This is a genomic window from Streptomyces olivaceus, from assembly GCF_000721235.1.
GTDB classification, from domain to species: Bacteria; Actinomycetota; Actinomycetes; order Streptomycetales; family Streptomycetaceae; genus Streptomyces; species Streptomyces olivaceus.
In genome coordinates, this window is record NZ_JOFH01000001.1 from 393,832 (window position 1) to 416,164 (window position 22,333).

Consider the following 22,333-nt stretch of genomic DNA (forward strand, 5'->3'; position numbering starts at 1 on the left):
GGCCGACGCGGCCGGCCGGCCCGACCGTACGCTCTCAGGCAGCCGCCGCCCCCGCCAGGTCGCGGTGGATGGGAGCCGCACCGCCCGTCAGGGGGACGCCCGTGCCGCCGCGGCGGGCGGCGACGATCTCCGCCGCGATGGACAGCGCCGTCTCCTCGGGGGTGCGGGCGCCGAGGTCGAGGCCGATCGGTGAACGCAGCCGGGACAGCTCGTGCTCGGTCAGACCCGCGTCGCGCAGCCTGCGGGTGCGGTCGGCGTGGGTGCGGCGCGAGCCCATCGCCCCGACGAACGCGACCGGCATCCGCAGCGCCTCCGTGAGCAGTGGCACGTCGAACTTGGCGTCGTGGGTGAGCACGCACAGCACCGTGCGCCGGTCGGTCCCGGTCTCCCGCAGGTAGCGGTGCGGCCAGTCGACGACGACCTCGTCGGCCTCGGGGAAGCGGGCCCGCGTCGCGAAGACGGGCCGGGCGTCGCACACCGTGACATGGTGGCCGAGGAACTTGCCGGCCCGGACCAGTGCCGCGGCGAAGTCGACGGCGCCGAAGACGATCATGCGGGGCGGCGGCACGCTGGACTCGACGAGCAGGGTGAGCCCGCCGGGGCAGTGCGACCCGTCCTCCGACACGCCGATCGTGCCGGTGCGGCCCGCGTCCAGCAGCGCCCCGGCCTCGGCCACCGCCGTGCGGTCCAGGTCAGGATGACCGCCGAGACCGCCCTCGTGCGAACCGTCGGGGTGCACGAGCAGCGCCCGGCCCAGGAGTTCGGGCGGGCCCTCGACGATCCGGGCCAGGGCCGCGGTGCCGCCCCGGGCGGCGCTCGACACCGCCGCCCGGAACACCTCGCGCGCCGACGCGTCGGCGCCGACCGGCGTGACCATCACATCGATGATCCCGCCACAGGTCAGCCCCACCGCGAAGGCGTCCTCGTCGCTGTAGCCGAACCGTTCGCGCACCGTCTCGCCGCTGCGCAGGGCGTCGGAGCACAGCTCGTACACCGCGCCCTCGACACAGCCGCCGGAGACCGAGCCGATCACCGTGCCGCCGCTGTCGACGGCGAGCGCGGCACCGGGGCCGCGCGGGGCGCTGCCCCCGACGGAGACGACGGTGGCGACGGCGAACTCCCGGCCCTCGGCGAGCCAGCGGTCCAGCTCTTCGGCGATGTCAAGCATCCGCGGCTCCCCCGCCCGCGCTCGCCGCCGACAGCACCCGGTCCGGCCGGATGGGCAGGTGGCGGTGGCGCACGCCGGTGGCGTGCCGTACGGCGTTGGCGACGGCCGCCGCCGCGCCCACGACGCCGATCTCACCGACGCCCTTGATGCCGACCGGGTCGTCGGGGTCGAGGTCGTCCACCCAGTCCGCCTGGACGTCGCCCACGTCGGCGTTGGTGGCCACGTGGTAGCCGGCGAGGTCGGGGGCGTAGAGCCCGCCGCTCGTCCGGTCCCGTACGGCCTCCTCGTGCAGGGCCATGGAGATGCCCCAGACCATGCCGCCGACGAGCTGGTTGCGGGCGGTGAGCGGGTTGACGATCCGGCCCGCCGCGAAGATGCCGAGCATGCGCCGCACCCGTACCTCGCCGGTGGCGGTGTCCACGGCGACCTCGGCGAACTGCGCCCCGAAGGAGTGCCGTTCCTTCTGGGCGAGGGTGCCGAGGGCGGCGGTGGTGTCGGACCGCACGGTGATGCCCTCCGGCGGGACGGTCACGCCCAGGGCGAGCCGCTCGCGCAGTTCACCGGCTGCCTCCGTGACCGCCCAGGCCCAGGAACGGGTGCCCATCGAACCGCCCGCGATCATGGCGGGGCCGAAGTCGCTGTCCCCGATCCTGACCCGCACCCGGTCGGGCGCGACCTCCAGCGCGTCGGCGGCGACGAGCGTGAGGGCCGTACGGGCGCCGGTGCCGATGTCCGCCGCGGAGATCCGCACGGTGAAGGTGCCGTCCGCCTGCGCGGTCACGGTGGCCGTGGAGGGACCCGCGCCCGAGTGGAAGGAGGCGGCGGCCGTGCCCGTGCCCAGCAGCCAGCGCCCGTCGCGGCGCACCCCGGGACGCGGGTCGCGCCCGGCCCAGCCGAACCGCCGGGCCCCCTCGCGGAAGCAGGCGTCCAGGTTGCGGGTGCTGAACGGCAGGCCGGAGACGGGGCCGACCTCGGGCTCGTTGCGCAGGCGCAGTTCGACCGGGTCGACGCCGAGGCGCTCGGCGAGTTCGTCGAGGGCCGACTCGATCGCGAAGGACCCCGGGGCCTCGCCCGGTGCGCGCATGAACGTCGGGGACGGCACGTCGAGCGGTACGACGTGGTTCGCCGTGTAGTGGGCGTCCGCGTCGTACATCACCCGGGCCACGCCCGCGCTGGGCTCGACGAACTCGTAGACGCTGGACGTCCGGCTCAGCGAGCGGTGCTCCAGGGCGAGCAGCCGGCCGTCGGGGTCGGAGCCGAGCCTGACGCGCTGCGTGGTGGGGCTGCGGTAGCCGGCCAGGGAGAACATCTGACGCCGTGTCATCACCACGCGCACCGGTCGCTGCAGCTCGGTCGCGGCCATCACGGCGGCGACCTGGTGGGCGCGCAGGCCCTTGCTGCCGAAGCCGCCGCCGATGTGTTCGGAGCGCACCCGCACCGCGGACGCGTCGAGGGAGAACATGCTGGCCAGCTCGCCCTGGATCCAGGTGGTTCCCTGGTTGGAGTCGACGACCTCCAGGCGGCCTCCGTCCCACAGGGCCGTGGCGGCGTGCGGCTCCATCATGCTGTGGTGCTCTTCGGGAGTGGTGTACTCCGCGTCGACCACGGCGGCGGAGGCCGCGAGGCCGGCGGCCAGGTCGCCCTTGCCGGTCTCGGCGGGCATGACCCCGCCCGCCGGGTGGGCGTCGGGGTGGTCCGCGGTGAGCTCGGTGTCGTGGGGTTCCTCGTCGTACGCGACGACGAGAGCCTCGGCGGCCTCCCGGGCCTGCTCGGGCGTCTCGGCGACGACGAGGGCGACGGGCCAGCCCACGTGGGGCACCCGGTCCTGCTGGAAGACGGCGGCGGTGGGGTCCGGCGTCATACCCATCAGACCGGCGTAGTCGGTGACGAGGCGCGGGGCGTTGCCGTGGTGCAGGACGGCGAGCACGCCCGGCATGGCGAGGACGGGATCGGTCTCGACCGCGCGGACGCGGCCGCGGGCCACGGTGGAGAGCACCAGCCAGCCGTGCGCGAGGTCGGCGAAGGGGATCTCACCGGCGTAGCGGGCGGCTCCGGTGACCTTGTCGCGGCCCTCGACGCGGGTGTGCGCGGTGCCGACGACGCCGCTGAGCCTCGTGCGGCCGGACGTGGCGGTGGTCATCGGGCGGCCTCCTCGGCGAGTTCGGTGAGTACGGCCACCGCGAGGTTGCGCATGAGGGTCACCTTGTATCCGTTGTCGGGCAGCGGCCTGACGGCCGCGAGTTCGGCGTCCGCGGCGGCGGCGAAGGTGTCGCCGTCGGCCGGTGCGCCGGTGAGCACGGCCTCGGCCGCGTGGGCCCGCCAGGGCCGCGAGGCGACCGCGCCGAGGGCCAGCCGCGCCTCGCGCACGACGCCGTCCTCGATGTCGAGCGCGGCGGCGACCGAGCCGATCGCGAAGGCGTACGAGGCACGCTCGCGCACCTTGCGGTAGCGGGAGCGGGCGGCGACCGGGGCGGGCGGCAGCGTGACGCCCGTGATGAGCGCGCCGGGCGGCAGGGCGGTCTCCCGGTGCGGGGTGTCGCCCACGGGCAGGTAGAAGTCGGCCAGCGGCAGTTCGCCCGGGCCGTCCAGGGTCTCGTAGCCCACGACGGCGTCGAAGGCCGCGAGGGCCACGCCCATGTCCGAGGGGTGCGTGGCCACGCAGTGGTCGGTGGCGCCGAGGATCGCGTGGTTGTGGTGCTCGCCGGTGACGGCGGAGCAACCGCTGCCCGGAGCGCGCTTGTTGCAGGGCCTGCTCAGGTCGGTGAAGTAGCCGCAGCGGGTGCGCTGGAGCAGGTTGCCGCCGACGGTGGCCATGTTGCGCAACTGTCCGGAGGCGCCGGCCAGGACCGCCTGGGTGAGCGCGGGGTAGCGGCGGCGCACGCCGGGGTGGGCGGCGAGGTCGCTGTTGGTGACGGTGGCGCCGACGCGCAGGCCGCCGTCCGCGGTCTCCTCGATGGTGTCCAGGGGCAGTTCACGGACGTCGACGAGGCGCGCGGGGCGCTCGACGCCGGTCTTCATGAGGTCGACGAGGTTGGTGCCACCGCCGAGGAAGCGGGCGTCCGGGTCGGCGGCGAGCAGCGCCACCGCGCCGGAGACGTCGTCGGCGCGCTGGTATCCGAACTCCCTCATGCCGCCGCCTCCTTCACGGACTCGACCGGGGCGTCCTCGTTCTGGGCGGCGGCCTCGTGGGCCTCGGCGGCGCGCGTGACGGCCTGGACGATGGAGACGTAGGCGCCGCAGCGGCACAGGTTGCCGCTCATCCGCTCCCGGATCTCGTCCGGTGTCAGGGGTGGCGGTCCGGCCTCGGGCCGTACGTCGTCGGTGGCGGCGCTGGGCCAGCCGGCCGCGTGCTCCTCGATGACGGCGATCGCCGAGCAGATCTGGCCGGGGGTGCAGTACCCGCACTGGTAGCCGTCGAGGTCGAGGAAGGCCTGCTGGACGGGGTGCAGCCGGTCGCCCTCGGCCATGCCCTCGATGGTGGTGATCTCGCGTCCCTCGGCGGCGACGGCGAGGTTCAGACAGGACACGGCGCGGCGTCCGTCCACCAGGACGGTACAGGCGCCGCACTGTCCCTGGTCGCAGCCCTTCTTCGTGCCGGTGAGATCGAGGCGCTCGCGCAGGGCGTCGAGCAGGGTGGTGCGGTGGTCGACGGTCAGCTGGTGCTTCTCGCCGTTGATGTTCAGGGTGACAGCGCTGGACGTCGAGGAGGGTGCTGGGGCCATGATCAGCCTTCTCTGGTGTCTGGTGACAGCTTCTACGGTGTCCGGTGACGGGAAAACGGGCTGTGGTGACCGGGAAAACGGGCCGTGGGCAGGGGGTTCGTCCGTGTCATGGACGTGGGTCCGACCACGTCACGCACGCGGGCTCGACCACCGGCTGGTTCCGCCGGCCGCGTTCGCGGCTAAAGTGGACAAGTAACCGGACAGCTGTCCGCTCACTCGAAAACGTAACGGACAGCTGTCCGGTTAGCAAGAACGGGATTCGGCCACGGACCCGGGAGGAGGACTGGTGCCCCAGCCGAAGAAGGACAAGCCGGACGCGCCCCTGCGTTCGGACGCCCAGCGCAACCGCGAGCGGATCCTGCGCGTGGCCACGGAGGAGCTGACGCGCTGCGCGAACGTCCCGATGAGCACGATCGCCAAGAAGGCGGGGGTCGGCCAGGGCACGTTCTACCGCAACTTCCCGCACCGCGAGGCGCTCGTCCTGGAGATCTACCGCTACGAGATGCAGCAGGCGGCGGACGCCGCCCCCGAACTGCTGGCCACCCGGGAACCCGACCGGGCGCTGCGGGAGTGGATGGACCGCATCGCCCGGTTCGCCCTGACCAAGGCCGGTCTGGCGGACGCCATCCGGCTGGTCACCAGCGCGCCCGGCAGCCCGGCCAAACCGGAGCCCGGCCCCATCATGAAGGCGACCGAACTCCTGCTGCGGGTGAACGAGGAGGCCGGCACCATCCGCCCCGGCGTGTCCGCGGACGACTTCTTTCTGGCCATCGGCGGCCTCTGGCAGGTCGACGCCAGCGAGGACTGGCAGCCCAGGGTCACGCGGTTGTTCGATCTCGTCATGGACGGGCTGCGGGCGGGAGCGCCAGACCGCCGGTGACCGCGCCCCGGAAGCGGTAGCGCCGCTCGGGGCGTCCGGCCGCGCCGTACCGCAGGGAGACGTCCGCGGCGCCGACGGTGTGGAAGTACTCCAGGTAGCGCCGGGCGCTGACACGGGAGACGCCGGTGAGCGCCGCGCACTCGCTCGCGGACAGGGTGCCGTCGGTCTCGCGCAAGGTGCGTCCGACCAGTTCGGCGGTCTCCACGCTCATGCCCTTGGGCAGTGCCGGAGCCGCGGCCGCGGGCGCCGCCTTGGCCAGCGCCCGGTCGACGTCGGCCTGGCTGCGCACCACCGTGCCGAGCAGCCGGCCCCGCTCGGCGGCGTAGCGCTCCAGCCGTACCCGCAGGTCGTCGAATTCGAAGGGTTTGAGCAGGTAGTCGACCACACCGTGCCGGACCGCCCCGCGCACCGCGTCCGCCTCACGGGCCGCGCTGACGACCATGACGTCGCAGTCGTGGCCCGCGGCGCGCAGCCGGGGGATCACGTCCAGGCCGAAGACGTCGGGCAGGTAGAGGTCGAGCAGGACGAGGTCGGGGCGGAGTGCGGCCACGGCGGCGAGCGCCTCCTCCCCGGTACCGGCGACCCCGACGACCCGGAAGGGTTCGACCCGTCCCACGAAGGCGCGGTGGACGCGGGCCACCATGAAGTCGTCGTCCACGACGAGCACACGGATCGCGCCACCGCCACCGGGCCCGGGGGTCGCCTCCGGCTCCGTGTCCGTCATGGTGCCGCTCCTTCCGCCACCGCGTCGGTGAGGTGGCTGACGGTCATGCGTGCGGTGAACATGGCACCCTCCGGGGTGTTGGCCACCGAGATCTCGCCGCCGTGACGCTCGCAGACCAGCCGGGTCAGTGCCAGGCCGATACCGCGCTCGCCCTGCCGGGCGGCCTTGGTGGTGAAGCCGTGCGAGAAGACCTCGCGGGCCAGTTCGGGCGCCACGCCGGGCCCGGAGTCACGGACCACGATCTCGACGCTGGCGGCGTCCTGCCGCAGCTCGACCTCGACCCACGCCTCGTGCTCGGCGCCGGGCGCCGCGGCGGCGTCCACGGCGTTGTCGACGAGGTTGCCGAGCACGGTCGCCACGTCGGCGGCGTCCTCGGGGGCCAGTCGGTCGAGCGCCGTGCGGTCCGAGACGCGCAGGGCGACCCGGCGCTCGGCGGCGAGGGACGACTTCGCCGTGATCAGCGCGGCGACGGCGGTGTCGCGGACCCGGCGGCTGAGGGTGACGTCCAGGGACTGGCGGCGCTGGTTGAGCGCGCGGATGTAGCGCACGACCTCGTCCTGCTCGCCTATCTGGATGAGCCCGGAGATGGTGTGCAGTTGGTTGGCGAACTCGTGGGCCTGGGCGCGCAGCAGCTCGGAGGTACTGCGGAAGGAGCCGATCTCCCTTTCCAGGCGGGCGAGTTCGGTACGGTCGCGCAGGGTGGTGACCGAACCGAGCGGGTGGCCGTCCTTGGTGACCGTCATGCGGTTCATGACCAGGACCCGCCCGTGGCGGACGACGACCTCGTCACGCGGCTCCGCCGCTTCGGCGGTGGCACCGGCGAGGACGTCGCGGAGCCGTCCGTCGATGCCGAGGGCGTCCAGGCTCTGGCCGACACAGTCGGCGGGCAGGTCGAGCAGGCGCCGGCCCATCTCGTTGACCAGGGTGAGCCGGTGCTGCGGATCGAGGGCGACGACGCCCTCGGCGATGCCGTAGAGCATGGCCTCCCGGTGCTCGGCGAGTCCGGCGATCTCGCGGGGCTCCAGACCGAGGGTCTGCCGTTTGACGCGCCGGGCCAGCAGCCAGGAGCCGGCCACGCCGAGACCGCTGGCGATGCCGAGGTAGGCGAGGAGGTAGGAGGACGCGCCGCTCAGGCGCTGCCAGACCGTCGGGTCGGCCTCACCGACCATCACCGTGCCGAGGTGGCGGCCGAGGGTCTGTCGGGTGGCGCCGAGCACCGGGACCTGGGCGACGAGTTCCCGGCTGCCCTGCACCGTCAACGGCCCCGACCAGCCGCTCGTGACGCCGGCGCCCTCGCCTCGCGGCAGCCGGGCGCCGATCAGCGTGGGGTCGGTGGAGCTCACGACGCGGCCGCCCGCGTCGGCGACGGTGACGGAGGTGACGCCGGACTGGGTCTGCGTGGAGTTGACCAGGGGGGCGAGGGCTTCCTGCGGGACGGGGCGCACGAGCTGGCTGCGGACGAGGGGCGTGGCGGCCAGCTGCTCGGCCAGGGCGGTGACCCGGCGGCCCTCGACGCGGTCGAAGGTGGCCCGGGACTGGGCGAGCGAGACGGCGGCGACCGCGAGCAGGACGACCACGACGATGGCGAGCTGGAGGACCAGCATCTCGCCCGCGAGGGTCTGACGGCGGAAGGTGGGGGCCACGGCGGACTCGATCTCGGTTCACGGAGGGGCGGGGCGGGCGGGGCGAAGCGCCGGGTCCGGACGGGGGCGCCGGGTCGCCATGATGGCCCTCACCTGCGGCGAAGGAAAGGGATGTGCCTTCTTCGCAATGAACCGGCGACCCGTCGGCGACCTGCCCGCGCCGTACCGGCACGCCTCCCGCGACCTCCGCCACCGCGCCTCCGGCCGTCTCCGGCACCGCGCCCGCGCCGGCCCGCCACCACGGCGACCGCGCTCCGGTGACCGCTCTCCGGCGACCGCAATGAACACAACATCCCTTGGTTCCGGAAGGAAGACAGGCGGCGGACTCGCGGGCACCATGTGGCCCACGTCACCCTCCCCCACAGGGCTCCCCGTACCGCTCTACCCGACCGACAGGTGGTGTCATTCGTGCGCCTGCGCACCCCCCTTGCCCTGCTCGGGGCCGCCGTGCTCGTGCTGGCGGGACCGCCGTTGCTGTCCTCCGGCGACGACTCCGACTCCGGCACCCAGATCCCGGGCCTGCGCTTCATGGTTCCCAACACGCCCGGCGGCGGCTACGACATCACCGCCCGTACGGCCGCGAAGAACGCCGAGGACGCCGGTCTCACGCACAACATCGAGGTGTTCAACCTGCCCGGCGCGGGCGGCACCGTGGGCCTGAGCCGGCTCGTGAGCGAGCACGGCAACGGCAAGCTCGCCATGTCCATGGGCCTGGGCGTCGTCGGCGCCGTCCGCTCCAACCACGCGCCCAAGACCCTCGCCGACACCACGCCGATCGCGCGGCTCACCGAGGAGCAGGACGTCGTCGTGGTCGCCAAGGACTCGCCGTACAAGACGATCGACGAGCTGATCGGCGCCTGGAAGAAGGACCCGGGCAAGATCCCGGTGGGCGGCGGCTCGTCGCCGGGCGGTCCGGACCACCTCGCGCCGATGCTGATGGCGCAGGCCGCGGGGATCGCCCCGAAGTCGGTCAACTACATCCCCTTCGACGGCGGCGGCGAGCTGCTCGCGTCGATCCTCGGCAACAAGGTCGGCTTCGGCGTCTCCGGCGTCGGCGAGTACCTGGACCAGATCAAGGCCGGTGAGCTGAGGGTGCTCGCGGTGACCGGACCGGAGCGGGTGGACGACCTCCAGGAGGCACCCACGCTCAAGGAGTCCGGGTACGACGTGAACTTCACCAACTGGCGCGGCATCGTCGCCCCGCCCGGCCTGTCCGAGGCGCAGCGCAACAAGCTCACGCGCCTGTTCGAGGAACTGCACGACTCGTCCGAATGGAAGAAGTCCATGGACCAGAACGGCTGGGACGACGCGTTCCTGACCGGTGAGAAGTTCGGCGACTTCCTGGACGCCCAGGACGAGCGTGTGGTGTCGGTGCTGAAGGAGCTGGGACTGTGACGACACCGACCGGCTCCTCCTCCGCCCCGGACCCCGCACCGGACTCCGCACCGGACTCCACGGAGGGCTCCGGCGCGGGCCCCACCGCCGACTCCGCTCCGGCGTCTCCGGGCGGGAGGCGCTCGTGGCTGCGCGAGCACTCCGAACTCGGCGTGTGCGTGCTGCTGCTGGTACTCGGTGTGCTGGTGCTGACCGACGCGCTCACCATGGACGTCGACATCACCCAGCGCGGCCCGGTCGGTCCCAAGACCGTGCCGGTCGTCGTCGGCATCGGCCTGCTGGTGGTCGCGGCGCTGCTCGCCGTGGACGTGCTGCGCGGCGGGCGCGGCGAGGCGGAGGGCGGAGAGGACGTCGACCTCTCCGAACCGGCCGACTGGCGCACCGTGCTGCTGCTCTCCGGGATCTTCCTCGGCGCCGCGGTCCTCATCGAGCCGGCCGGTTTCCCGGTCGCCGGGGCGCTGCTGTTCTGGGGTGCCGCGTTCGCCCTCGGCAGCCGCCGGGTGGACCGCGATCCGCTGATCGCCGCGGTGCTGTCCCTGTTCACCTACGTCCTCTTCGACAAGCTGCTCGGCGTGCCGCTGCCCGGCGGTCCGCTGATGGGAGTGCTCTGACATGAACGCCCTCAACTCCCTCATGGACGGGTTCGGGACGGCCCTGACCCCGGTCAACCTGCTGTGGGCGGCCCTCGGCGTACTGCTCGGCACGGCCATCGGCGTACTGCCGGGCATCGGCCCGGCGATGGCGGTGGCGCTGCTGCTGCCGGTGACGTACGGGCTGGATCCGGTCGCCGCGTTCATCATGTTCGCGGGCATCTACTACGGCGCGATGTTCGGCGGTTCGACCACCTCCATCCTGCTGAACACCCCCGGCGAGAGCGCCGCGGTGGTCGCGGCCATGGAGGGCAACCCCATGGCCAAGGCGGGGCGCGGCGCGCAGGCCCTGGCGGCAGCGGCGATCGGGCACTTCGCGGGCGGCATGATCGGCACGACCCTGCTGGTGGCGCTGGCTCCGACGGTCGCCGACCTGGCGGTGGACATCGGCGCTCCGGACTACTTCGCCATCATGGTGCTGGCCTTCATCGCCGTGACGTCGGTGCTGGGTTCGTCCCGGGTCAGAGGCCTGGCCTCGCTGCTGATCGGCCTGACGATCGGCCTGGTGGGCCTGGACCAGATGACGGGCCAGCAGCGGCTGACCTTCGGTTCGCTGCAACTCGCCGACGGCGTGGACGTGGTGATCGTGGCGGTCGGTCTGTTCGCGATCGGGGAGGCGCTGTGGGTGGCGGCGCACCTGCGGCGCGGCGGGGCCGAGCCGATTCCGGTGGGCCGGCCCTGGCTCGGCCGCGCCGATGTGAAGCGGACGTGGAAGTCGTGGCTGCGGGGCCCGTTCATCGGCTTCCCGTTCGGCGCGATCCCGGCCGGCGGCGCGGAGATCCCGACCTTCCTGTCGTACGTCACGGAGAAGCGGCTGTCCAAGCACAAGGACGAGTGGGGCAAGGGCGCCATCGAGGGGGTGGCCGGTCCCGAGTCGGCGGCGTCGGCCTCGGCCGCGGGCACGCTGGTGTCGATGCTGACCCTGGGGCTGCCGACGACGGCGGTCGCCGCGGTCATGCTGGCCGCCTTCCAGCAGTACGGCATCCAGCCGGGACCGCTGCTCTTCGAACGCGAACCCGAGCTGGTCTGGGGCCTGATCGCGTCGCTCTTCGTCGGCATGGTGCTGCTGCTCGCGCTGAACCTGCCGCTGGCACCGGTGTGGGCCAAGCTGCTGCGCATCCCGCGCCCGTACCTCTACGCCGGGATCATGTTCTTCGCGGCGGTCGGCGCCTACGCCGTCGGCGGCGAGGTCGTCGACCTGGTGATCCTGCTCGTCATCGGCCTCATCGGCTTCGGCATGCGGCGTTACGGCCTGCCCATCCTGCCGGCCGTGATCGGTGTGATCCTCGGCCCGAACGCCGAGCAACAGCTGCGCCGCGCCCTGCAGATCAGCGACGGCAGCGTGTCGGGCCTGGTCGACACGCCGTTCTCGGTGACGGTGTACGCGGTGATCGCGCTGCTGCTCGCCTGGCCGCTGCTCAAGCGCCTGGTGGTGCGGGGCCGTTCGCGTACCGACGCCTGACACCCGGCTCCCGACCCCGTGGAGCCGGCAGCGGGCCGAGGAGGACGTCCTCCTCGGCCCGCTGCCGTCCGGCGCCCGGAGGGCGCTTCGCCCGTTCTCGGTTCCTCAGTGCAGCTTCTCCCCCCGCGCCAGCATGGCGACGAACTTCTCGATACGGGCGGCCCGCGTCCCCGGCTTCTTGGCGTCCTCGACCCGGTACAGGATCGCGTAGCGGTTGCGGCTGTCCAGGGTCTCGAAGAAGGCCGCCGCCCCGGGCTCGGCGTCCAGGGCGGCCCGGAGGTCGTCGGGCACGGTCGCCCTGCTCTGCGACGCGTAGGCGGCGTCCCAGCGGCCGTCGGCCCTGGCCCTGTCGACCTCGCGCTGCCCCGCCGGCCGCATCCGGCCGCTGGCGATCAGCGCGACGGCCTTCTCCCGGTTCACCTTCGACCACTTGCTGCCGGACCGGCGCGGGGTGAAGCGCTGCAGCCAGTGCCGCTCGTCCAGCTTCTTCTTCTGCCCGTCGATCCAGCCGTAGCACAGGGCCGACTCCAACGCGTGCGCGTAGTCGACACCGTCCGTGCCGGAGCCGGCTCGGGGAATCCGGAACCAGACCCCCGCGGCGTCCCCGTGATGCTCCTCCAGCCACGTCTCCCACTCGCCCTGCGTGGCGAAGAACAGAACAGGATCCGTCGACTTCCGCGCTCCCTCGGCCATGCTGGGCATGGAATCCCACTCCGGGAGACGGGTCAACCACCGCTTCAGCCCAGGAAGCTCAACCGGACCCGGCGGTCGGGGTTGTCCCGGTTGGTGTCCACCAGGCACACCGACTGCCAGGTGCCCAGTTCCAGGCGGCCGCCTACCACCGGCAGCGTCGCGTGCGGGGGTACGAAGGCCGGCAGGACGTGGTCGCGGCCGTGACCGGGGCTGCCGTGGCGGTGCTGCCAGCGGTCGTCGGCGGGGAGCAGGGTGTGCAGGGCGGACAGCAGGTCGTCGTCGCTGCCGGCACCGGTCTCGATGATCGCGATTCCGGCGGTGGCGTGCGGCACGAAGACGTTGAGCAGGCCGTCGCGGCCGGCCGCCGCCTCGCGCAGGAAGGACTCGCAGTCGCCGGTGATGTCGGCGACCCGCTCCGCCGAGCCGGTGGCGAGGCTGAGGACTCGGGTGGTGAAGGCATCTGGCATGCGTCCATCCTGGCACTCGGGGCGGACCGGGGCGTCTCCTGGCACCGGGGGAAGATCGGGGCGCCCCGCGCCGTTAGTAGAAGCGTGAACTACACACGCGAGGTCGAGGTCGTCGTCATCGGTGCGGGTCAGGCGGGACTGGCCGCGGCCTACCATCTGCGGCGCACGGGGTTCGAGCCGGAGCGCGACTTCGTGGTGCTCGACCACTCCCCCGGGCCCGGCGGCGCCTGGCAGTTCCGGTGGCCGTCGCTGACGTACGGCAAGGTGCACGGGATGCACGCGCTGCCGGGCATGGAGCTGACCGGCGCGGATCCGGCACGGCCGTCAGCCGAGGTGGTGAGCGGGTACTTCGCGGACTACGAGCGGACCTTCGGCCTGCGGGTACGGCGGCCGGTCGACGTCAGCGCGGTGCGCGAGGGGACCGGCGGCCGGCTCGTCGTCGAGACGTCGGCGGGGGTCTGGTCCACGCGGGCCCTGATCAACGCGACCGGCACCTGGGACCGTCCGTTCTGGCCCCGCTACCCGGGGCAGGAGACCTTCCGGGGCCGGCAGCTGCACACGGCCCGGTACGCGGGTCCCGAGGAGTTCACCGGGCAGCGCGTGGTGGTGGTCGGCGGGGGCGCGTCGGGGACCCAGCACCTTCTGGAGATCGCCCCTTACGCCGCGTCCACCACCTGGGTGACCCGGCGGCCACCGGTCTTCCGCGAGGGCCCCTTCGACGAGGACGCGGGCCGGGCTGCGGTGGCGCTGGTGGAGGAACGGGTGCGGCAGGGCCTGCCGCCCAGGAGCGTGGTCTCGGTGACCGGGCTGCCGCTGAACGACGCGGTCCGGGCCGGGCTGGAGTCGGGCGTGCTGGACCGGCGGCCGATGTTCGACCGGGTGGTGCCCGAGGGAGTGGAGTGGAACGACGGGCGGCGGGTGGCCGCCGACGTCATCCTGTGGGCGACCGGATTCCGGGCCGCGATCGACCACCTGAGGCCGATGCGGCTGCGTGAGGCGGGTGGCGGCATCCGGCTGGAGGGGACGCGCGCGGTCGCCGACCCGCGGATCCACCTCGTCGGCTACGGGCCCTCGGCCAGCACCATCGGCGCCAACCGCGCCGGACGCGCGGCCGTGCGGGACATCAGACGGCTGCTGGCCGAACCGGCACCCGTCGCCGCGTGACGCTCCGCCCGGTCACTTGGACTGGGGCTCTTTCGAGGCGCTCTCCCGGGTTCGGCCGAACTCCGCGACGTTGCGCTGGTGTTCGGCGTAGTCGGCGGTGAAGCGGGTGTCGCCGGGCTTGACCGTGACGAAGTACAGCCAGTCCCCGGGCGTCGGGTTGATCGCGGCCTGCATCGCCTCCTCGCCCGGGTTGGCGATGGGCGTGGGCGGCAGCCCCATGCGCTGGTACGAGTTGTAGGGACTGTCGATCTTCGTGTCCTTGGTGGTGGTCGTCAGGGTGGAGCGGTTCAGGGCGTAGTTGATGGTGGAGTCCATCTGGAGCGGCATGCCGCGCTCCAGCCGGTTGAAGACGACGCGGGCCACCTTGCCCATGTCCTCCTTGGTGGCGGCCTCGGCCTGCACGATGCTGGCGATGGTGACCGCCTGGTAGACGTTCAGCGCGTTGCGCTGGGCGCCGGCGGCGACGGGCGCGCCGGTGAACTTCTTGTTCGCCGTGTCGACCATGGCCGTCAGGAGCTTCTCCGGGGTGGGCTGGTCCCCGAGCGGGTAGGTCGCCGGGTAGAGATAGCCCTCGGGGTTGCCCTCGGCGTCGTTGGGCAGCTTGAGGTGGGCCTTGGCCAGGGACTTCTTGGTGGTGCCCGCGGGCAGGGCGAGGGCCTCGTCGACGGCCTCGTAGACCTGGGCCGAGCGCCGGCCCTCCGGGATCACCAGGGACGTGGGGCGGGAGGTCCCCTCGTCGTCCGACATCAGCAACGGCACCGCCACGGCGGCACCGGCGACGACGGCGCCGGTCGCGATCAGGGCGATGCGGCCCCGACGGGTCAGTCGGATCGCCCTTCTGGGGCCTCTGGTGTTCCTGGTGCTTCTCGCGCCTCTCGCGCTCCGCGGCGGTGTGTTGATGTGCATGCGGGCACGTTAACCCCCATTTACCTGCAAATCCGGCATATCGTCATCTTGTCGGCTCCAGTCGGGCGTCCCTGCGCACCAGTGCCGCATATTTCCCGTCCAGTGCCAGCAGCTCCTCGTGCGTGCCCTGTTCGGCCGGCCGGCCGGAGTCGAGGACCACGATCCGGTCGGCGTCCCGGACGGTGGACAGCCGGTGGGCGATGGTGACCGTGGTGCGGTTGGCGGACAGCGCGTCGATGGCATCCTGCACCGCGGCCTCGGTACGGGTGTCCAGGGCGCTGGTCGCCTCGTCCAGGACCAGGACGGGCGGGTCTCGCAGGATCGTGCGGGCGAGGGCCAGACGCTGCTTCTCACCGCCGGAGAAGCGGTGGCCGCGCTCGCCGACCACCGTGTCGTAGCCGTCGGGCAGGGCCGCGATGTGGTCGTGGATCTGGGCCGCCCGCGCCGCCGCCTCCAGCTCCGCGTCGGTGGCGTCCGGCTTGGCGAAGCGCAGGTTGTCGGCGACGGAGGCGTGGAAGAGGTACGTCTCCTGGGAGACCACGCCGACCGCGCGGGCGAGGGTGTCGAAGTCGAGGTCGCGCACGTCGACCCCGTCGAGGGTGACCCGGCCGCCCGTGACGTCGTACAGCCGGGGCACCAGGTGGCCGAGCGTGGACTTGCCGGCGCCGGTCGGTCCGACGACGGCGAGACTGCTGCCCGCGGGGACGGTGATGTCGATGCCGTCGAGGACGGGACCACCCTTGCCGTCGTAGCGGAACTCGACACCCTCGAAGCGGACCTCGCCCTTGACGTGGTCGAGGCGGACGGGGTCCTTCCGCTCGCTGATGTCGACCGGCAGGTCGAGGTATTCGAAGATGCGCTGGAAGAGGGCGAGCGACGTCTGGATCTGGACGCCGGTCGACAGCAGGCTCACCGTCGGCCGGAACAGGCCCTGCTGGAGCGAGACGAAGGCGACGACGGTACCGAGGGACGTGCCGGCGCCGCCGAGCTGCAGGGCGATGCCCGCGGTCCAGTAGATGACGGCCGGCATGGCCGCCATGACGATCGTGATGACGGCCATCCGCCAACGGCCCGCCATGTTCGACCTCACTTCCAGGTCGACCAGCTCCTCGGACTCGTCCGCGAAGGCGCGGGTGAGCGAGTCGGAGCGGCCCATGGTGCGGCCGAGCAGGATGCCGCTGACGGAGAGCGACTCGGTGACCGTGGCGGCCATGGCGGCCATCTGCTTCTGGCGCCGGGTGGTGATCTTGCGGCGTTCCCTGCCGACACGGCGGCTGATCCACACGAAGACCGGCAGGAGGAGCAGCGAGACGACGGTCAGCCGCCAGTCGAGGACGACCATCGCGACGACGGTGGCGACCACGCTGGTGAGGTTGGAGACCAGGGAGGTCGCGGTCGAGGTGACGGTGGCCTGCATGCCGCCGATGTCGTTGGCGATGCGGGACTGGACCTCACCGGTGCGGGTGCGGGTGAAGAAGGCGAGGGACATCTGCTGGAGCCGGCCGTAGACGGCGGTGCGCAGATCGTGCATGACGCGCTGGCCGACGGTGGTGGAGATCAGCGTCTGCAGCACACCGAAGACGCTGGTGAGGACGGCGCCGAGGATCATGCCGAGGGCGAGCAGACTCAGCAGGCCGGTCCGCCCCTCGGGGAGGGCGACGTCGAGGATCTCCTTCAGCAGGAAGGGGGTGGCGACCGACACGAGGGACGCGGCGCCGACCAGGAGGCCGACGACCGCGAGGCGGCCGCGGTAGGGGCGGAACAGCTTCAGGATGCGGCGCACCTGCCGGGGCTGTTCCCCGGCCTCGGCGGGCGCGGTCCAGACGGAAGCGCGATCGGGTTGCATGAGCTCCTTCGGAGGACGACACGGACGGAACGGCGGTGTCCGCGGACGGCGGGCAGCCGGCGGCGGGCCTCGCGGCCGGCCCGGCCGTCGGCCTGTGGGCTGCCGGTCGGCAGCCCACAGGCCGACGGATCTTCGGGGACCACGTGGACCACGTGGACCACGGGCCATTGTTACCTATACTCACAATGAATGTCATCCTGATATTGTTCCCGCATGACCGCCCCCGATCCCGACGGCCTGCTCGCCGAGCAGTTGCTGCGGCTCACCCGCAGGGTGCACCGCATCCAGAAGCGCCACCTCGAGCACCGCGACCTCGGCATCACACCGGCCCAGTCACGGTTGCTGCGCACCCTGGCGCACTACGAATCGCCGCCCCGGATGGCCGACCTGGCCGAGCGTCTCGAGGTCGTCCCCCGGGCGGTGACGACCCTGGTCGACGGGCTGGAGACGGCCGGGAAGGTGCGCCGCGTCCCCGATCCGGCCAACCGCCGGGTCACGCGGATAGAACTGACCGACGACGGGCGCGCGGACCTGCGCGAACTGCACGGCGCCCGCAGATCGGCCGCGGAGGAGATCCTGGCCCCGCTGTCGGAGGAGCAGCGCACGGCGCTCGGCGGGCTGTTGGACACCCTGATCGACGGTCCGGACACGGGGCGGGGCCGGCGGACGACCTGACGGAGCGCCGGACGGACTGATGGACGACCGGCTGACTGACGGACAGACTGACTGACGGCCTGACGGAGGGCCTGATCGGGTGCCCGGCCAAGTGCCCGACCGGTGGGACGTCCGGAACGTCCGCGGCCGGCTCAGGCCTTCAGATCCGCCTTGTCCCCCATGACCACCACCGGGTGCCGGTCCGGGTCCAGCGTGCGCAGCAGGTACTCCATGCCCGGCTTGGGCACGCTGACGCAGGCCGACGTACCGCTGCCGTGGTCCATGTGCAGCCAGATCGAGCCGCCCTTGGACGTGCCCTCGGGGCGGGTCGGGTCGTTCGGCGCGGTGCCCTTGACGCGGTTGTAGTCGATGGCGATGACGTAGTCGAAGTCGTGCCAGTGCGTCTTGGCCCACGAGCGCGGTGCCGCGAAGGCGGCGGACTCGGTGTACGGCAGGCCCGCTGCGGGGTCGGGGTCCGGGAGCACGCCGCCCGCGTCGGTAAGCGTGAACACGCCCACGGGGCTGCGCTGGTCGTCCTCGTGGTGGTCGGTGGTCCACCCCTTCTTGCCGTTGTGCGCGGCCCAACTGCGGGCGCGGTGCCAGGCGGAGCCCTGCTTGGTGTAGAGCACAACCGTGGAGTCGGCGGAGTCCTTGCCGTCGCCGTAGACCGCGACGACCTGGGTCGAGTCGGCGGGGATGCGCTCGTGGAGCCGGTCGCCGACGTTGGGGATCCGCGTCGGGTCGGCCGGGGCGGTGCTGCGGGCCGCCTTGCCCGCCGAGCCCGCCGGTTCGCCCGCCCCGGCGTCCGAGCCGTCCCCCGACCCGCCGCAGCCGGACAGTGCCGTCACCGTCAGCAGGGACCCAAGGGCCGCCGCCGCGACCACCGAACGCCGTACTCCACCGCTTCCCATCCGTCCATGGTCGCACCTCGGCACGGCGTCCTCGGCGGCGGTTCGGCGCAGGCAGCCGGAATCTGGCCCCACCGCGGAAAACCGCTTGATTTTGGGCGTACCGCGACGCGAACCTGTCACGGTTTGCAGTCTCCTGATGCCGTGTTGCGACGGCACCCCTGACACGAGCCGCTGGGACGCCATGCAGATCCAAGACCTTCCGTATCCCGACCCGGGTGTGCCGGACGCACGCTCGGGCCCCCGATTCCTCTGGTGGCTGTTCCGCAACCAACTGGGCGGGCAGCTGAAGTCGCTGGCCTGGGGTCTGCTGCACTTCGCCGCCGTCTCCGCCCTGCCCTTCTGCGTCGGCCTCGCCGTTCAGGCCGTCGTCGACCGCTCCGGCGACCGGCTCGCCCTCGCGGGTGTCCTCCTGGTGCTCTGCGGTGCCGGCAGCGCACTCGGTGACACCTTCTTGCACCGCACCGCCGTCACCAACTGGATCACCGCCGCCGCCCGTGTCCAGCAACTGCTGGCACGCAAGACCGCGGTGCTCGGCTCGGCGCTCACCCAGCGCGTCGCGGCAGGCGAGGTCGTGGCCGTGTCCACCGGTGACGTCGAGAAGATCGGCTGGTTCGTGGAGGCCGTCTCCCGCTTCACCGCCGCGGCGGTGACCGTGGTGCTGGTCTGCGTGGCCCTGGTGGTCTACCAGCCGGCACTCGGCGTCGTCGTGCTCGTGGGCCTGCCGGTGGTGGCCCTCGCCGTACTGCCCCTCCTCCCCCGGGCCACCCGGCGGGCCGACGTCCAGCGCGAGAAGGCGGGCCGTGCCACCGAACTCGCCTCGGACACCGTCGCCGGACTGCGCGTGCTGCGCGGCATCGGCGGAGAGGAACTCTTCCTCGACCGCTACCGCAGCGCCTCCCAGGAGGTGCGGCACGCCGCCGTACGCAGTGCCCGCATGTGGTCGCTGATCTCCGCGATCCAAGTACTGCTGCCGGGCCTGCTCCTGATCTCGGTGGTCCTGCACGGCGTCAGCCTGGCCCGCGACGGCCACATCGGCGTCGGCGAACTCGTCACCGTCTACAGCTCGGTCATGATCCTCACCTACCCGCTGCGGCACTTCGAGGAGATCGCCATGGCGTACTCCTTCTCGCGGCCGTCGGCCAAGCGGGCCGCGCGGGTGCTGGCACTGGAGCGGGCCACGGACACCGCGGGCTCGCGGGCCGCCGAGACTCCCACCGGGGATCTGTGCGACCCGGCCACCGGTCTCCTGGCGCCGGCGGGCCGGCTGACCGCCGTGGTCTGCGGCGACCCGGACGCGGCCGGGCGCCTGGCGGAACGGCTCGGCGGGCACCCCTCGCAGGAAGGCACGTCGGCCCGGCTCGGCGGAGTGCCGCTGGACGAGTTGCCGCTGAGGTCCGCGCGTACCACCGTCCTGGTCCAGGACAAGGACCCGGTGCTGCTCTCCGGCACCTTGCGTGAGCTGCTCGACGTGCCCGCGTCCGGTGCGGTCCGCGCCGAGGAGGCACTGGCCGCCGCCCAGTGCGGGGACGTGCTGGCGGCACTCGCGCAGGTCTCGGTCGGCGCCGAGGACCCGATGGACGCCCGCATCACCGAGCGGGGCCGGTCGCTGTCGGGCGGCCAGCGACAGCGGCTGGCGCTTGCCCGCTCCCTGGTCACCGACCCGGAGGCACTCGTCCTGGACGAGCCGACCTCGGCCGTGGACTCGCACACCGAGGCGCGGATCGCGGAGGGCGTACGCAGGCTGCGCCAGGGGCGCACCACGGTGGTCCTCACCTCCTCGCCCCTGCTGCTGGACCGCGCGGACCGGATCGTCTTCCTGGACGACGGCGCGGTGGCCGCCGTCGGTGTCCACCGGGAACTGCTGGGCACCGATTCCCGGTACCGGGCGGTGGTCACCCGGGAGACGGACGAGGAGTCCACGGCACGTCCTGGCGGGGAACCGGCCGTGGACGGACCGGAGACCGTCACGGAGGAGACCGTCACGGAGAGGACTGGCCCGGAGAAGACACCGCCGGAGAAGACCGTGCCGGGGGCGCCCGTGCCGCACGAGGCCGTACCCGGCGCGGACGTGCCGCACAGGGCCGGCCCCGGCGCGCCCACGCCGCGGAAGACCGGGCCGAAGCAGACCGTGCCGGGCGCGGCCTTGCGGGAAGAGGCCGCGCACGGCGGTGTCATCGGTGACGACGACGTACTGCACCGACTGGAAGAGATCGAGGAGACGGCATGATCGGCGTCGCGCCACCGTCGTACGACCCGGCGGCCCCGACCACGGCCAGCACCCTGCCCGTCGGCGCGCCCGCGACCGTACGCGCCTACGCGGGGGAACTGCTGCGCCGGCACCGGCTCGCGTTCCTCCTCCTCGTCACCGTGAACACCGTCGCCGTGATCGCCTCGATGGTGGGCCCCTACCTGCTCGGCGGACTCGTGGAACGGGTCTCGGACGACAGCCGCGAGCTGCATCTCGGCTTCACGGCCACCCTCTTCGTCCTCGCACTCGTCGTACAGGCCGCGTTCGTGCGCGAGGTGCGGCTGCGCGGGGCCGTCCTCGGCGAGCGGATGCTGGCCGACCTGCGCGAGGACTTCCTGGTGCGGTCGGTCGGCCTGCCACCCGGCGTACTGGAACGCGCCGGCACCGGCGATCTGCTCTCCCGGATCACCACGGACATCGATCGCCTCGCCAACGCCATGCGCGAGGCCGTGCCCCAGCTGGCGATCGGTGCCGTGTGGGTGGTGCTGCTGCTCGGCGGTCTCGTGATCACGGCGCCGCCGCTGGCACCGGCCGTGATCATCGCGGTACCGCTGCTGGTGATCGGCTGCCGCTGGTACTTCCGGCGGGCGCCGGCCGCCTACCGTTCCGAGGCCGCGGGGTACGCCGCGGTGGCCGCCGCCCTCGCCGAGACCGTGGACGCGGGACGTACGGTCGAGTCGCACCGTCTCGACGACCGCCGCATCGAGCTGTCGGAGCGCCGGGTCAAGGAGTGGACGGCCTGGGAGCGCTACACGCTCTGGCTGCGCTCGGTTCTCTTCCCGGTCATCAACGCAACCCATGTGACCGTGCTGGCCTCCGTCCTGCTCGTGGGCGGGGTGTTCGTCCTGCAGGGCTGGATCGGGGTCGGCCAGCTGACCACGGCCGCGCTGATCGCGCAGATGCTCGTCGACCCGGTCGGCATCATCCTGCGCTGGTACGACGAGCTGCAGGTGGCGCAGGTCTCCCTGGCCCGGCTGGTGGGCGTGCGGGACATCGAGCCGGACGCCGGTGACCCGTCGCTGGCACCCGAGGGCCGGCACGTGCACGCCGACCGCGTGCACTTCGGCTACCTCGAGGGCGTGGACGTCCTGCGCAAGGTCTCGCTGGAGGTCGCCCCCGGCACGCGGCTCGCGCTGGTCGGCCCCTCCGGCGCGGGCAAGTCCACGCTGGGCAGGCTGCTGGCCGGGATCTACGGCCCCCGCGACGGCCGGATCACCCTGGGCGGCGCGGAACTGTCCCGGATGTCCGCGGAACGGGTCCGCTCGCACGTCGCCCTCGTCAACCAGGAGCACCACGTCTTCGTGGGCTCGCTGCGCGACAACCTCCGCCTCGCCAGGGCCGGGGCCACCGACGCCGAGCTGTGGGCGGCGCTGGGGGCGGTCGACGCCGACGACTGGTCCCGCTCGCTCGACGAGGGACTGGACACCGAGGTCGGTTCGGGCGGCTTCGCGCTCACGCCGGCGCAGGCGCAGCAGATCGCGCTGGCCCGTCTGGTGCTGGCCGACCCGCACACCCTGGTGCTGGACGAGGCGACGTCCCTGCTCGACCCGAGGGCCGCCCGGCACCTCGAACGCTCCCTGGCCCGGGTCCTGGACGGCCGCACGGTGGTGGCGATCGCCCATCGCCTGCACACCGCCCACGACGCGGACGTCATCGCCGTAGTGGAGAACGGCCGGATCAGCGAGCTGGGCAGCCACGACGACCTCGTCGCGGCCGGGGGCGCCTACGCGGCCCTGTGGCGGTCCTGGCACGGGTGAGCGCGTGGCGTGCAGGGTGCGGGGAGAGCGCGGTGCGCCGCCA

At 72.9% G+C, this 22,333-nt stretch carries 19 protein-coding genes; 8 read left to right on the plus strand and 11 right to left on the minus strand.

Annotated features, from left to right (window positions below; translation table 11 throughout):
• Positions 1–34 precede the first annotated feature (34 nt).
• From IG94_RS0102195 to IG94_RS0102210, 4 genes are read right to left on the minus strand one after another with little or no spacing between them, the layout of a single operon-like run.
• Positions 35–1,168, minus strand: a complete 1,134-nt coding sequence (locus IG94_RS0102195) for an XdhC family protein (RefSeq protein ID WP_031030066.1) — start codon at positions 1,166–1,168, stop codon at positions 35–37.
• A complete protein-coding gene (locus IG94_RS0102200) occupies positions 1,161–3,308 on the minus strand; it encodes a xanthine dehydrogenase family protein molybdopterin-binding subunit (protein WP_031030069.1) in 2,148 nt (715 codons plus the stop codon). The genes IG94_RS0102195 and IG94_RS0102200 overlap by 8 nt, the downstream gene beginning before the upstream one ends.
• Entirely contained in the window at positions 3,305–4,297 is a 993-nt protein-coding gene (locus tag IG94_RS0102205) for an FAD binding domain-containing protein (RefSeq protein ID WP_031030074.1), read from the minus strand. The genes IG94_RS0102200 and IG94_RS0102205 overlap by 4 nt, the downstream gene beginning before the upstream one ends.
• Positions 4,294–4,890 (minus strand): 2Fe-2S iron-sulfur cluster-binding protein, encoded by a 597-nt coding sequence (locus IG94_RS0102210; RefSeq protein WP_031030078.1) that lies wholly within the window; start codon positions 4,888–4,890, stop codon positions 4,294–4,296. The genes IG94_RS0102205 and IG94_RS0102210 overlap by 4 nt, the downstream gene beginning before the upstream one ends.
• 286 nt (positions 4,891–5,176) lie before the next feature.
• On the opposite strand from IG94_RS0102210, the gene IG94_RS0102215 reads away from it, so the two are divergent.
• The gene (locus IG94_RS0102215; RefSeq protein WP_031030082.1) at positions 5,177–5,770 is read left to right on the plus strand and encodes a TetR/AcrR family transcriptional regulator; all 594 of its coding nucleotides are present in this window, start codon (positions 5,177–5,179) and stop codon (positions 5,768–5,770) included.
• On the opposite strand, the gene IG94_RS0102220 is transcribed toward IG94_RS0102215, so the two are convergent.
• Entirely contained in the window at positions 5,730–6,494 is a 765-nt protein-coding gene (locus tag IG94_RS0102220) for a response regulator (RefSeq protein WP_031030083.1), read from the minus strand. The two genes, IG94_RS0102215 and IG94_RS0102220, sit on opposite strands and share 41 nt — an antisense overlap.
• Positions 6,491–8,137: a sensor histidine kinase gene (locus IG94_RS0102225; protein WP_031030085.1), complete on the minus strand. Its 1,647-nt coding sequence runs from the start codon at positions 8,135–8,137 to the stop codon at positions 6,491–6,493. Before IG94_RS0102225 ends, IG94_RS0102220 begins: the two co-directional genes overlap by 4 nt.
• A gap of 408 nt (positions 8,138–8,545) precedes the next feature.
• On the opposite strand from IG94_RS0102225, the gene IG94_RS0102230 reads away from it, so the two are divergent.
• The 3 genes from IG94_RS0102230 (at position 8,546) to IG94_RS0102240 (ending at position 11,644) form a co-directional block, all read left to right on the plus strand.
• Positions 8,546–9,532 (plus strand): Bug family tripartite tricarboxylate transporter substrate binding protein, encoded by a 987-nt coding sequence (locus IG94_RS0102230; protein ID WP_031030087.1) that lies wholly within the window; start codon positions 8,546–8,548, stop codon positions 9,530–9,532.
• A 128-nt stretch (positions 9,533–9,660) separates the two neighbouring features.
• A complete protein-coding gene (locus IG94_RS0102235) occupies positions 9,661–10,143 on the plus strand; it encodes a tripartite tricarboxylate transporter TctB family protein (RefSeq protein WP_052410541.1) in 483 nt (160 codons plus the stop codon).
• A 1-nt stretch (position 10,144) separates the two neighbouring features.
• Positions 10,145–11,644, plus strand: a complete 1,500-nt coding sequence (locus tag IG94_RS0102240) for a tripartite tricarboxylate transporter permease (protein ID WP_031030091.1) — start codon at positions 10,145–10,147, stop codon at positions 11,642–11,644.
• A 105-nt stretch (positions 11,645–11,749) separates the two neighbouring features.
• On the opposite strand, the gene IG94_RS0102245 is transcribed toward IG94_RS0102240, so the two are convergent.
• Together IG94_RS0102245 and IG94_RS0102250 are read right to left on the minus strand one after the other, a co-directional pair.
• Complete coding sequence (locus IG94_RS0102245) at positions 11,750–12,346, minus strand: YdeI/OmpD-associated family protein (protein ID WP_372459447.1); 597 nt, start codon at positions 12,344–12,346, stop codon at positions 11,750–11,752.
• 35 nt (positions 12,347–12,381) lie between these two features.
• Entirely contained in the window at positions 12,382–12,804 is a 423-nt protein-coding gene (locus IG94_RS0102250) for a secondary thiamine-phosphate synthase enzyme YjbQ (protein WP_031030095.1), read from the minus strand.
• An 84-nt stretch (positions 12,805–12,888) separates the two neighbouring features.
• Between IG94_RS0102250 and IG94_RS0102255 the strand changes: the two genes are divergently transcribed.
• The gene (locus IG94_RS0102255) at positions 12,889–13,968 is read left to right on the plus strand and encodes an NAD(P)-binding domain-containing protein (protein ID WP_031030097.1); all 1,080 of its coding nucleotides are present in this window, start codon (positions 12,889–12,891) and stop codon (positions 13,966–13,968) included.
• A 12-nt stretch (positions 13,969–13,980) separates the two neighbouring features.
• Here IG94_RS0102255 and mltG read toward each other — a convergent pair whose 3' ends face one another.
• Together mltG and IG94_RS0102265 are read right to left on the minus strand one after the other, a co-directional pair.
• The gene (gene mltG, locus IG94_RS0102260; protein WP_211269645.1) at positions 13,981–14,874 is read right to left on the minus strand and encodes an endolytic transglycosylase MltG; all 894 of its coding nucleotides are present in this window, start codon (positions 14,872–14,874) and stop codon (positions 13,981–13,983) included.
• A 43-nt stretch (positions 14,875–14,917) separates the two neighbouring features.
• Positions 14,918–16,720: an ABC transporter ATP-binding protein gene (locus IG94_RS0102265; protein ID WP_031030104.1), complete on the minus strand. Its 1,803-nt coding sequence runs from the start codon at positions 16,718–16,720 to the stop codon at positions 14,918–14,920.
• Positions 16,721–16,933: 213 nt separating this feature from the next.
• Here IG94_RS0102265 and IG94_RS0102270 point away from each other — a divergent pair, with 213 nt between their 5' ends.
• Positions 16,934–17,395 (plus strand): MarR family winged helix-turn-helix transcriptional regulator, encoded by a 462-nt coding sequence (locus IG94_RS0102270; RefSeq protein WP_031030107.1) that lies wholly within the window; start codon positions 16,934–16,936, stop codon positions 17,393–17,395.
• Between the two features lie 131 nt (positions 17,396–17,526).
• On the opposite strand, the gene IG94_RS0102275 is transcribed toward IG94_RS0102270, so the two are convergent.
• A complete protein-coding gene (locus IG94_RS0102275; RefSeq protein ID WP_031030110.1) occupies positions 17,527–18,285 on the minus strand; it encodes a hypothetical protein in 759 nt (252 codons plus the stop codon).
• 181 nt (positions 18,286–18,466) lie between these two features.
• On the opposite strand from IG94_RS0102275, the gene IG94_RS0102280 reads away from it, so the two are divergent.
• Positions 18,467–20,512 carry an ABC transporter transmembrane domain-containing protein gene (locus tag IG94_RS0102280; protein WP_224326228.1) on the plus strand — a complete coding sequence of 682 codons (2,046 nt, stop codon included), beginning with the start codon at positions 18,467–18,469 and terminating at the stop codon, positions 20,510–20,512.
• Positions 20,509–22,290 (plus strand): ABC transporter ATP-binding protein, encoded by a 1,782-nt coding sequence (locus IG94_RS0102285; protein WP_031030113.1) that lies wholly within the window; start codon positions 20,509–20,511, stop codon positions 22,288–22,290. Before IG94_RS0102280 ends, IG94_RS0102285 begins: the two co-directional genes overlap by 4 nt.
• Positions 22,291–22,333 lie beyond the last annotated feature (43 nt).

What these genes read in the sequence shown, in the direction of transcription:
- IG94_RS0102195 (WP_031030066.1), bottom strand. Translation starts at nt 1,168, where the DNA reads ATGCTTGACATCGCCGAAGAGCTGGACCGCTGGCTCGCCGAGGGCCGG.
- IG94_RS0102200 (WP_031030069.1), bottom strand. Translation starts at nt 3,308, where the DNA reads ATGACCACCGCCACGTCCGGCCGCACGAGGCTCAGCGGCGTCGTCGGC.
- IG94_RS0102205 (WP_031030074.1), bottom strand. Translation starts at nt 4,297, where the DNA reads ATGAGGGAGTTCGGATACCAGCGCGCCGACGACGTCTCCGGCGCGGTG.
- IG94_RS0102210 (WP_031030078.1), bottom strand. Translation starts at nt 4,890, where the DNA reads ATGGCCCCAGCACCCTCCTCGACGTCCAGCGCTGTCACCCTGAACATC.
- IG94_RS0102220 (WP_031030083.1), bottom strand. Translation starts at nt 6,494, where the DNA reads ATGACGGACACGGAGCCGGAGGCGACCCCCGGGCCCGGTGGCGGTGGC.
- IG94_RS0102240 (WP_031030091.1), top strand. Translation starts at nt 10,145, where the DNA reads ATGAACGCCCTCAACTCCCTCATGGACGGGTTCGGGACGGCCCTGACC.
- IG94_RS0102245 (WP_372459447.1), bottom strand. Translation starts at nt 12,346, where the DNA reads ATGCCCAGCATGGCCGAGGGAGCGCGGAAGTCGACGGATCCTGTTCTG.
- IG94_RS0102250 (WP_031030095.1), bottom strand. Translation starts at nt 12,804, where the DNA reads ATGCCAGATGCCTTCACCACCCGAGTCCTCAGCCTCGCCACCGGCTCG.
- mltG (WP_211269645.1), bottom strand. Translation starts at nt 14,874, where the DNA reads ATGCACATCAACACACCGCCGCGGAGCGCGAGAGGCGCGAGAAGCACC.
- IG94_RS0102265 (WP_031030104.1), bottom strand. Translation starts at nt 16,720, where the DNA reads ATGCAACCCGATCGCGCTTCCGTCTGGACCGCGCCCGCCGAGGCCGGG.
- IG94_RS0102270 (WP_031030107.1), top strand. Translation starts at nt 16,934, where the DNA reads ATGACCGCCCCCGATCCCGACGGCCTGCTCGCCGAGCAGTTGCTGCGG.
- IG94_RS0102275 (WP_031030110.1), bottom strand. Translation starts at nt 18,285, where the DNA reads ATGGGAAGCGGTGGAGTACGGCGTTCGGTGGTCGCGGCGGCGGCCCTT.
- IG94_RS0102280 (WP_224326228.1), top strand. Translation starts at nt 18,467, where the DNA reads ATGCAGATCCAAGACCTTCCGTATCCCGACCCGGGTGTGCCGGACGCA.
- IG94_RS0102285 (WP_031030113.1), top strand. Translation starts at nt 20,509, where the DNA reads ATGATCGGCGTCGCGCCACCGTCGTACGACCCGGCGGCCCCGACCACG.